General features: G+C 62.9%; 11 protein-coding genes and 1 pseudogene. 7 read left to right on the top strand and 5 right to left on the bottom strand.

Annotated elements, in window-relative coordinates; genetic code table 11:
• The 4 genes and pseudogenes from EOA86_RS11285 to EOA86_RS11270 form a co-directional block, all read left to right on the top strand.
• Nucleotides 1–301, top strand: a pseudogene (locus tag EOA86_RS11285) (efflux RND transporter periplasmic adaptor subunit); the annotation flags it as partial.
• A gap of 1 nt (nucleotide 302) precedes the next feature.
• On the top strand, nucleotides 303–1,010 hold the full coding sequence (locus EOA86_RS11280) for an ABC transporter ATP-binding protein (protein WP_127209392.1): 708 nt from the start codon (nucleotides 303–305) through the stop codon (nucleotides 1,008–1,010).
• Nucleotides 1,011–1,012: 2 nt separating this feature from the next.
• Nucleotides 1,013–2,230 carry an ABC transporter permease gene (locus EOA86_RS11275; protein ID WP_128341688.1) on the top strand — a complete coding sequence of 406 codons (1,218 nt, stop codon included), beginning with the start codon at nucleotides 1,013–1,015 and terminating at the stop codon, nucleotides 2,228–2,230.
• 122 nt (nucleotides 2,231–2,352) lie between these two features.
• A complete protein-coding gene (locus tag EOA86_RS11270) occupies nucleotides 2,353–2,595 on the top strand; it encodes a hypothetical protein (RefSeq protein ID WP_128341686.1) in 243 nt (80 codons plus the stop codon).
• 85 nt (nucleotides 2,596–2,680) lie between these two features.
• On the opposite strand, the gene EOA86_RS11265 is transcribed toward EOA86_RS11270, so the two are convergent.
• Together EOA86_RS11265 and EOA86_RS11260 are read right to left on the bottom strand one after the other, a co-directional pair.
• Nucleotides 2,681–3,397: a hypothetical protein gene (locus EOA86_RS11265; protein ID WP_128341684.1), complete on the bottom strand. Its 717-nt coding sequence runs from the start codon at nucleotides 3,395–3,397 to the stop codon at nucleotides 2,681–2,683.
• Nucleotides 3,398–3,408: 11 nt separating this feature from the next.
• Nucleotides 3,409–4,521, bottom strand: a complete 1,113-nt coding sequence (locus EOA86_RS11260) for an endonuclease/exonuclease/phosphatase family protein (protein WP_128341682.1) — start codon at nucleotides 4,519–4,521, stop codon at nucleotides 3,409–3,411.
• A gap of 165 nt (nucleotides 4,522–4,686) precedes the next feature.
• On the opposite strand from EOA86_RS11260, the gene EOA86_RS11255 reads away from it, so the two are divergent.
• Entirely contained in the window at nucleotides 4,687–5,265 is a 579-nt protein-coding gene (locus tag EOA86_RS11255) for a BA14K family protein (RefSeq protein ID WP_127209388.1), read from the top strand.
• A gap of 181 nt (nucleotides 5,266–5,446) precedes the next feature.
• Entirely contained in the window at nucleotides 5,447–5,731 is a 285-nt protein-coding gene (locus EOA86_RS11250) for a PilZ domain-containing protein (protein WP_127209387.1), read from the top strand.
• Nucleotides 5,732–5,916: 185 nt separating this feature from the next.
• Here EOA86_RS11250 and ilvC read toward each other — a convergent pair whose 3' ends face one another.
• Together ilvC and EOA86_RS11240 are read right to left on the bottom strand one after the other, a co-directional pair.
• The gene (ilvC, locus tag EOA86_RS11245; RefSeq protein WP_065012330.1) at nucleotides 5,917–6,936 is read right to left on the bottom strand and encodes a ketol-acid reductoisomerase; all 1,020 of its coding nucleotides are present in this window, start codon (nucleotides 6,934–6,936) and stop codon (nucleotides 5,917–5,919) included.
• A 100-nt stretch (nucleotides 6,937–7,036) separates the two neighbouring features.
• Nucleotides 7,037–7,729: a TetR/AcrR family transcriptional regulator gene (locus EOA86_RS11240; protein ID WP_164891681.1), complete on the bottom strand. Its 693-nt coding sequence runs from the start codon at nucleotides 7,727–7,729 to the stop codon at nucleotides 7,037–7,039.
• A gap of 176 nt (nucleotides 7,730–7,905) precedes the next feature.
• Here EOA86_RS11240 and EOA86_RS11235 point away from each other — a divergent pair, with 176 nt between their 5' ends.
• Entirely contained in the window at nucleotides 7,906–8,334 is a 429-nt protein-coding gene (locus EOA86_RS11235) for a DUF1772 domain-containing protein (RefSeq protein WP_065012332.1), read from the top strand.
• Between the two features lie 37 nt (nucleotides 8,335–8,371).
• On the opposite strand, the gene EOA86_RS11230 is transcribed toward EOA86_RS11235, so the two are convergent.
• Nucleotides 8,372–8,830, bottom strand: a complete 459-nt coding sequence (locus tag EOA86_RS11230) for a MarR family winged helix-turn-helix transcriptional regulator (protein WP_128341678.1) — start codon at nucleotides 8,828–8,830, stop codon at nucleotides 8,372–8,374.
• Nucleotides 8,831–9,023: the final 193 nt, after the last annotated feature.

The following is a 9,023-nucleotide window of genomic DNA, read 5'->3' as shown; positions in this document are numbered from 1 at the left end:
GGCCAAGGGCGTGCTCACAGTGCCGGCGATCGCCTTTCGCTATCGGCCGGCGCAAACAGCCGCCCGCGCGTGGAGCCTGAGCGACCTGTTCACGGGCCGCATGGGCCGTCCAGGCGGCAACCGCCAGCGCCTGGCGACGTCGCAGCCTACCGACGGCTCGCGCACGCTCTACGTGCTGGAGAACGGCCGGCCTCGGCCGGTCAGCGTCAAGGTCGGCTCCACCGATGGCGAACTGACCGAGATCACCTCCGGCCTCGAAGAAGGCGCGCACGTCATCACCGCAGCGCAGCAGCGGAGCTGAAATCATGTCAGGCTCGCTGCTCATCACCTTCGACGAGGTCTGGAAAAGCTATGGCCAGGGCGAGGCCACGGTCCATGCGCTGGCTGGTGTGGACCTTGCTATCCGCAGCAGCGAATTCGTCGCCATCATGGGACCGTCCGGCTCCGGCAAGTCGACGGCAATGAACATCATCGGCTGCCTCGACACGCCGACGGCCGGAACCTACAGCTTCATGGGCATCGATGCTGGCCGTCTCGACCGCAACCGCCGCGCCATGCTGCGCAACCTCTATGTCGGCTTCGTCTTTCAGGGCTACAATCTCCTGCCGCGCACCACGGCGGTGGAGAATGTCGAATTGCCGCTGATCTATCGCGGCGTTGCCGCCCGCGAGCGTCATGACCTCGCAATGAAAGCGCTGGCCGAGGTCGGCCTTATCGGCCGCGAGCACCACACGCCGGCCGAGCTTTCCGGCGGCCAGCAGCAGCGCGTGGCGATCGCGCGCGCCATTGTCACCAGGCCGACCCTGCTCGTGGCCGACGAGCCGACCGGCAATCTCGACACCGCCCGCACCCACGAGATCATGGAACTCTTGACCAGGCTGAACACCGAGCTTGGCCTCACCATCGCCATGGTCACGCACGAGGCCGACGTCGCCGGTTATGCCGAGCGCACAATCCGCTTCCTCGACGGACATGTCGCATCCGACACCATGAACCTTGAGGTGGTGTAACCGTGATCTGGGAAACTGTCCGCCTCTCGCTGCTGTCGGTCCGCCGCAACGTGCCGCGCTCGTTCCTGACGCTGCTCGGCATCGTCATCGGCGTCGCCGCCGTCATCGCCATGCTCACCATCGGCTCGGGCACCACCGAAAAGGTAAAGGCCGATATCTCCAAGCTCGGCAGCAATCTGCTTGTCGTCCGTTCCGGCCGCCCAGCCGGACCCGGCGGACCGGGAGGGCTCGACCAGGTGGTCCGTCCGCTTGCCCAAAAGGACCTTGCCGCGCTCGTCACCCATCTGAGCGGCGCCCGCGCCATTTCACCTGCCTCGCAAAAGCAGGTCCGCGTCATCTTCGGCACCGAGAGCCTGACATCGGGTGTCACCGGCACTGATAGCGCCTATCTCGTTGCGCGCGACTGGAAGCTGGTTTCAGGCCGCCCGTTCAGCGATTCGGAGACCCGCTCGGGTACCGGCGTTTGCCTGATCGGCGAAACGGTGCGCCAGCAGTTTTTCGGCGCAGGCGACCCCGAAGGCGAGATCATTCGCGTCAATCGCACATCCTGCAAGATCATCGGCCTGCTCGAGCCGAAGGGCTATACCGGCTTCGGCCAGGACCAGGACAATGTCGTATTGATGCCGCTCGCCGCCTATCAGCGCCGCATCGCCGGCAACCGCGACATCGACTCGATTTACGTCGCCGCAGACGACCGGACGCCGCCGACCGAGCTGCTGCCGCGCGTCGAGGACATCTTGCGCGACACACGCCGCATCACGCCCGACCGCGAAGACGATTTCTCGATACGCGACATGACCCAGATCGCCGACGCCATGGCGAGCGCCACCACGACGATGACTGGCATGCTGGGTGCGGTCGCCGGCGTCAGCCTGTTGGTCGGCGGCATCGGCATCATGAACATCATGCTGGTGTCGGTCACCGAGCGCACCCGCGAGATCGGCATCCGGCTGGCCATCGGCGCGCATGAAAAGCACATCCTCATCCAGTTCCTGGTCGAGGCGACCGTGCTGTCGCTGCTCGGCGGCATCATCGGCATCCTGATCGGCCTGGCGCTGGCCGGCCTCGCCTCGCTGACGCTGACCATCCCCTTCGCGCCAAGCCCGGCGGTAATCCTGCTCGCAGTCGGTTTCTCGGCGCTGATCGGCATGGTGTTCGGTTTCTTCCCGGCGCTCCGTGGCGCGCGGCTCGATCCGATCGACGCGCTGAGGCATGAATAGCGCGGCGGAGCGCGCGCCGCCTTCAGATGTCCCCCAAAATTTTGACGCTGCCGTCGCCTCCCCCTGTCGCGAAACAATCCGCGGTGGTAGCAATCGCCTTGGGGATATGGGGGAATAGTGGGATGAGCAAGAAAGAGCGTGTGATTCTGGTGACGGTGATCATCGAGGCCGCATTGGCGGGCCTTTGGTGGTACTTGGCCAGCTATGGCATGGCCAACCCCGATCATGTCACCGCCGATTTCCAGCAGGTTGTTGGTCAGATGATGGGAACGGCGATGGGTGCGCTGCTGGGGATCGGCGTCATGCTGTTTTTCGTCGCCGCCCGCAACGACCGCAAAGCCATCGAAAACAAAATGCGTCGTTAGAGCGACCTGCGTCCACTTGGACGCACAAAGTACGCTCTAACACTTTTAATCTTTGCATGGTGCTTTCCGATTTCGGGCCGATGCGTCAGTCCTTGCCGGCAAAATGCCACTCGATCAGTGGCTTCATATGCGGCATCAGCCCGTCCGGCAGGTCATCGGCATTGCGGATGATAACAGGCCCGTCGATTTCCGGCTCTGCTTCGGCGGCGACAAAGGCACTGATGCGCTGCGCGACCTCGTCGGCGGATGCCGTCTCGCGATAGCGGCGAAAGATCACGGTGCCGGTTGCCGTCGACAGGGCATAGTAGCGCCTGCCGCGTGTCACGCCGGCAAGGTCGAGGCCGGTTTCTTCCCGCACCTCGCGGATCATGTTGAAGTCGACATCGACAAGGCCGTCGCGGAAATCGGTTGGCTCGAACGAGCCGGCGGCGAAGTAGACGCGGCCGGCATTGACCGTGTGCGACGCCATGCGGATCGCTACCAGCGCGTTGTCGCCGGCGACCAGCATGGCATGGGCATAGGCGTGCTCGGCCCCAGCCACCTGCCGGTTGCCGCGCCAAAGCATGAAGGCCGAGTAGCGCACCGCATGGCAGCGGCCCACGAGGCTGTTATCGCGATAGCTGAGCGCCGAAAGCAGCACCACGGTGCCGTCGAACAACGCCGGATTGGCTGCGGTCTCGCGCCGCCAATTCTCGGCGATCGCTTGCGCATTATCGCGTTCGAACGGATGCGGGCCGGGTTCGAGCCTGACGTCGACGGCGTCGACCGGCAGGATGATGTTGCGCGGCAGGTCGAAGCTCAACGGAGCGATCCTCAGGCCATTTCAAGGGTGATCGCCACCGGACAATGATCCGACGCTTTCGGCCGATCCCAGCCGGCACGCGGAAAGCGGTCCACCTCCTGGCCCGCCGGAAAGATCGTGCGCCAGGGCTGGCCGTTGCGGATGATGTCGGGAACGGCCGTCGCGTTCTTGGCTGCCAGTGCCTTCGACAACAGGATGTAGTCGAGCTGGCACAGATGCCGTTCTTGCGGTCCGCGCGTATGGTATAAGGTCCAACGATCCATCTCCGGGCGCCGCTCGACCGCATTCTCGCAAAAGCCGCTGGCGGTGAGCACGTTGAGGCAGGACTGGCTCTCATCGATCACCTCGAAGCGGTAGCCGTCAAAGGCGTCGCCGGAGATCTTCACGCGCTGCCGATAATCGTTCATGTCGCCGCAGATCGCCCAGTACTTGTCGGCGGCGTGATCCCCACCGAAACGCTCCTCGATGATCCGGCGCACCGCTTGCGCCTCGGCGATGCGCAGCGGCATTGTCGCCTGGCGCCCGTCGACACCGTTGCGGGGCGAGCCCATCGACTTGAAGTGCACCAGATAGAGCGTCAGCGGCACGCGACCGACGGTCAGGTCGATCTCCAGGCAGTCGCGCCGGAAGATGCGCTGGTTTGCCTGATGCCCAAGCGCTGCCAGTTCCGGCGTGTGCAGGCCGAATTGTTCGAACGTGACATAGGCGTGGCTTGTCATGCGCACGAATTCGATCGGCTGACCCTGAGCGGTCTCGTTGCGCATCATCACGGCGACGTCGATGCCGCGCGAATCGTTGCCGGCGGTAGTGTATTTCTGGCGGTAGCCATGCCCGACCATCTTGAACAGATAACCGTATTCGAAAGCCTTCAGCGCCTCGATATTGTCGACCTCCTGCATGCAGATGATGTCGGCGCGGGTAGCCGCGATAGCCAATGCCGTCAGCTGGCGCGTATCGTCAGATTGCGCAATCGCCCGCGCCTGCTCCAGCATCTTGTATTCGGCCTCGCTCTGGATGTCGAAGAGCGCCAGCGTGCGATCTTCGTTGAGCTGGTTGCGGTATCCGGAAAAATCGAACCTGTTCATCAGGTTCTCGACATTGAAGGTGGCGAGGCGCAGTGACATGGCGGTGACCTTTGCCCACAAGCGCGCCCGAAAACAAGGGCCTGCCCTGCCCGTCATGGTTGACGGAACCTTTCCGTTCATCCTCCGTTCAGGCGCGAAGTTCCATGAATGACATTCTTCCTCGGGGAATTCGGGCGTGGGGCCTGAAATTTCTTGGAGAGTGCAATGAAACCGCTCTTTTCTCTTTCTGTCAGATCCGGGCTGCTGGCGCTGGGTCTTCTGGCCGGCCTGACGGCTCCCTCGCTTGCCGGCCCAATTGCCAACCCTGTCCTTCCGGTGCCGGCCAACGCCGTCGCCCCCGACATTGTGCCGGTCCGCGAGAGTTGGGCCGGCGGCAACGACAGGCGGATGCTGAGCGAATGGCGCTGGCGCAATCGGCACGGCACCCGGGAGTGGCGGGGCGGCGGCGATCATCGGAGATGGCGCGGTCGCGACGAAGCCTGGAGATGGCGTGATCGCGACGATGGCTGGCGCTGGCGCCACCGTCGTCATCATCGCCGTCATTTCAACGATTCCGCGATCTTTTTCGGCCTCGGCCTCGGGCTGCCCGCCTACAACTATTACAGCGGGCCGAGCTACTATGGGCCGGGCTATTACCCGCCTCGGCGTCAGTATCGCACACAAAGGCTTTCCAGCGCCCATGTCCGCTGGTGCTACGACCGCTACCGGTCGTATCGCGCCTGGGACAACACATTCCAGCCCTATGGCGGTCCGCGCCAGCAGTGCTGGTCGCCTTACAGCTGAGCGGAGCGACTGATGAACTCCAGACGGCGCCGCGCCGCGCGGCGCCGTTTTCGTCTACACAATCGTTCTCTTGTACTCCGCCCGGCCAGGGCACCGCGAAATCGTTTTCGCCGCCGATGATAACGCTATGTTTATCAGGCGGGCCTAACTATCTTGCCGATCGCACCAGGGATTATGCGCGATGGCTGAAGAGGAAAACCGGGACAAACGCAGGCAGCGCGTCTTCAAGGGCGCAACGATCCTGACCGGCATAACCAGGTCCGAGGTCACCTGCACGGTGCGCAACATGCATGACGGCGGCGCCGAACTGAAGGTCTCGATCGACGCGCGCGTGCCCGACGAATTCCTGCTCTATGTGCCGACCGACGGCATCGCCTACAAGGCAGTGGTCCGCTGGCGCCGCGAGGACCGCATCGGCATCATGTTCACCGGCACCGAGCCAAAGCCCCACTGGCACTACGGCTAAATCCCCTGAACGGCGCCCTCTAAGCAGTCGACGAAGTTAGGCGAGAGAAAAATCTCCTAGAATACCCCGACGAGCAGTGCAGCCCCGGCAAGTAAGATAGAGGCGGAGGCCCACAGGCCCAAAGGCCTCGCACCGTGGGCCGGCGGATCGCTCCGCCGGCTCTTACGCAAAGATGAAATTGCGGATCAGTTCTTGGCCTTGTCGACCAACTTGTTTTTCGAAATCCACGGCATCATCGCGCGCAGCTTGGCGCCGACTTCCTCGATCTGATGGCTGTCGTTGTTGCGGCGGATGCCCTTGAAGCGCGACATGCCGGCGCGGTATTCCTGCATCCATTCCGAGGTGAACTTGCCGGTCTGGATATCCTTCAGCACGCGCTTCATCTCGGCCTTGGTCTCGGCGGTGATGATGCGCGGGCCCGAAACATATTCGCCCCATTCGGCAGTGTTCGAGATCGAGTAGTTCATGTTGGCGATGCCGCCCTCATAGATCAGATCGACGATCAGTTTGACCTCGTGCAGGCACTCGAAATAGGCCATTTCCGGCGCGTAGCCGGCTTCCACCAGCGTCTCGAAACCGGCCCGGATCAGCTCGACCAGGCCGCCGCACAGCACAACCTGCTCGCCGAACAGGTCGGTTTCGCATTCCTCACGGAAATTGGTCTCGATGATGCCCGAACGGCCGCCGCCGACGCCGCAGGCATAGGACAGAGCGAGGTCGAGCGCATTGCCCGAAGCATCCTGGTTGACCGCGACCAGGCACGGCACGCCGCCGCCCTTCTGGTATTCGCCGCGCACCGTGTGGCCAGGCCCCTTTGGCGCGATCATGACCACGTCGACCGAGGCCTTCGGCTCGATCAGGCCAAAGTGCACGTTCAGGCCGTGAGCGAAGGCGATCGCCGCGCCGTCGCGGATGTTCGGCGCGATCTCGGATTTGTAGATGTCGGCCTGCAGCTCGTCTGGCGTCGCCATCATCATCAGGTCGGCCCATTTGGCGGCCTCCGCCACGCTCATCACCTTGAGCCCGTCGGCCTCGACCTTTTGGGCGGTTGCCGATCCGGCCTTGAGCCCGATGGCGATGTCCTTGACGCCGGAATCCTTGAGATTGAGCGCATGCGCCCTGCCTTGGCTGCCATAGCCGATGATGGCGACCTTCTTGCCCTTGATCAGATTGAGATCGGCGTCGCGATCGTAATAGACACGCATTTTTCTTCCTTCCCGTTTTTGAATTCAGAGCATGATGCCGAAAAGTGTGAAGCGGTTTTCGGACAACATCATGCTCTATCTCTTTGATTTAGAGCCGGATTCAGATTTCAGGTCGAGTTGACCTGAAATCATCCGGCTCTAGGGGGCCTTGCGGCCCGGTTTTTGCTCCGTAAAGAGCGAGAAACTGCTGCGTCGCCCGGACGGCATCGCCGCCGATTGCCGCATCAGTCAGTTCCAGCCGGTCGCCGAGCAGCAGGCGGATCTGCACGTCACGGGCGACCAGCCCGAAAAAGGTGCGGAATGCCGTTTCGGCATCCGAGAACTCGAGAAGCCCGGCCTGCCGGCCGGCCTCCAGCACCGGCTTCAGGCGCCGGGCCAGCGCGAAGCGGCCGTTCTCCAGCACGATGGCGCCAAGATCGTCGTTCCCCGAGCCAGCACGGCCAATGGCGACGCGGTTCAGCGCGATCGATGTGTCGCTCGAAATCACCTTGAGCCAGTCCGAAGCGAAGCGTGCGAGGCTCACCGTCAGCGAAGCAAGGGTAAGCCCCTTGCCGTCGACCGGCACCACCCGCACCTTGGAGGCCTGCCATTGCACCGTTGCCGTCAACAGCCCGTCGCGATCGCCGAACCATTTGTAGAGCGTCTCCTTGGAACAGCTCGCCCGCCGCGCCACGGCGGTCATGGTCAACTGATCGCCCTCCTCGACCAGCAGGCGAAGTGCGGCGTCGAGCACGGCTTTCTGCCGCCCCGTCAGCGCTTCGCCGGTGTCGACGTCGACGATTGCCTGCAACAAGCTGTTTTCCTGCTCGATAACGGCGGCAGCCAGGGCCGTACCGTACGTTACGGTTCGGCTTGTCTATGACGTATTGTCGGACCCGGTGCAAGCCCTATCTCCGCATTTTGACGCATTCCAGGCCGGACGGCCTCCACTGGAACGGCCCCACTGAAACGGCATGTCACGGAGGGAAGATGCTTGTCGGTCTGCTTGCATTGACCGTTACCGCCGCTTTCGCGGGCGCCGCCATCTATGTCAGCGTTGCCGAGCAGCCGGCGCGGCTTCGTCTCGATGACAGGGCACTGCTGCAGGAATGGCAGCCCTCCTACAAACGCGGCGCCGCTATGCAGGCGTCGATCGCCGTCGTTGCCTGTGTTCTTGGTGTCATTGCCTGGTGGCAGACCGGCAATCTCGCCTATCTGGTCGGGGCGGTGCTGATCATCCTGCCCTGGCCATGGACGCTGATCGCAATGATGCCGACAAATCGACTGCTGGAGGCGATGGACGCGGCCGCCGCCAACCCGCAAGCCCGGGCGTTGATCGTCAAATGGGGCAATCTGCATCTGGTTCGCGTCATGCTTGGCGTGCTGGCGGCACTGGCATTCCTGTGGGGAAGTGTCTGACGTCGCTGCAACGATTTTTCAGCGCCAAAAGGCCACATTACTCCAAGGCGGCTGGATGGCGCAGCCGCCCAAGCAGAGCCGACAAGGTGTCGAGATCATCATCTGAAAGCCTGACGCCGACCGGTTCCGCGATCGATCGTCCGTAGACGGCCCACATGCGGCGGCGCGTCTCGCGCCCCTTCCCCGTAATGCGGATAGTCTGTCCCCGCCCGTCATCGGCAACCCTGAGCTTCTCGACCAGCCCGTCCGCTTCGAGCCGCGCCAACAGCCGGGAGATGTTGTATTGCGCAAACAATGTGCGCTCGATGAGCTGGAATGGCCGCAAGCCGCCCTCGCCCGCTTCGGCAAGCTCATGCAGCACATCGTACCAGGCAAGCGGCGGTAAGCTGCTGTCCTTCAGCGCGTCTTCAGATCTTTCCATCAGCTGGCGCGAAACGCGCATCAGGCGCGCCCAGGCTTTGATGGCAGCGGGCGAAGGACTGGTTTTCTCCGTCATGCTTGCAGCATAGGTGATAGATGCAATTGCATCAAGCTTGACGGTTAATGCGGATGCATCTATATAGATGCAGTTGCATCGATAATCGGAAGACACTGCCATGAAACATGAAATCTGCAAGATCGCCGGCATCCCGGAGACGGGCAGACTGGTGACCGACAAGCTCGTTCTCGTCAGCCATCACCTTTGTCCC

It is taken from the genome of Mesorhizobium sp. M5C.F.Ca.IN.020.32.2.1, from assembly GCF_004023105.1.
Taxonomy (GTDB): Bacteria; Pseudomonadota; Alphaproteobacteria; order Rhizobiales; family Rhizobiaceae; genus Mesorhizobium; species Mesorhizobium wenxiniae.
The sequence above is the reverse complement of the archived record's forward strand: the minus strand, read 5'-3'. Positions and strand labels throughout refer to the sequence as shown.

What these genes read in the sequence shown, in the direction of transcription:
- EOA86_RS11235 (WP_065012332.1), top strand. Translation starts at nt 7,906, where the DNA reads ATGCTTGTCGGTCTGCTTGCATTGACCGTTACCGCCGCTTTCGCGGGC.
- ilvC (WP_065012330.1), bottom strand. Translation starts at nt 6,936, where the DNA reads ATGCGTGTCTATTACGATCGCGACGCCGATCTCAATCTGATCAAGGGC.
- EOA86_RS11260 (WP_128341682.1), bottom strand. Translation starts at nt 4,521, where the DNA reads ATGTCACTGCGCCTCGCCACCTTCAATGTCGAGAACCTGATGAACAGG.
- EOA86_RS11255 (WP_127209388.1), top strand. Translation starts at nt 4,687, where the DNA reads ATGAAACCGCTCTTTTCTCTTTCTGTCAGATCCGGGCTGCTGGCGCTG.
- EOA86_RS11250 (WP_127209387.1), top strand. Translation starts at nt 5,447, where the DNA reads ATGGCTGAAGAGGAAAACCGGGACAAACGCAGGCAGCGCGTCTTCAAG.
- EOA86_RS11270 (WP_128341686.1), top strand. Translation starts at nt 2,353, where the DNA reads ATGAGCAAGAAAGAGCGTGTGATTCTGGTGACGGTGATCATCGAGGCC.
- EOA86_RS11230 (WP_128341678.1), bottom strand. Translation starts at nt 8,830, where the DNA reads ATGACGGAGAAAACCAGTCCTTCGCCCGCTGCCATCAAAGCCTGGGCG.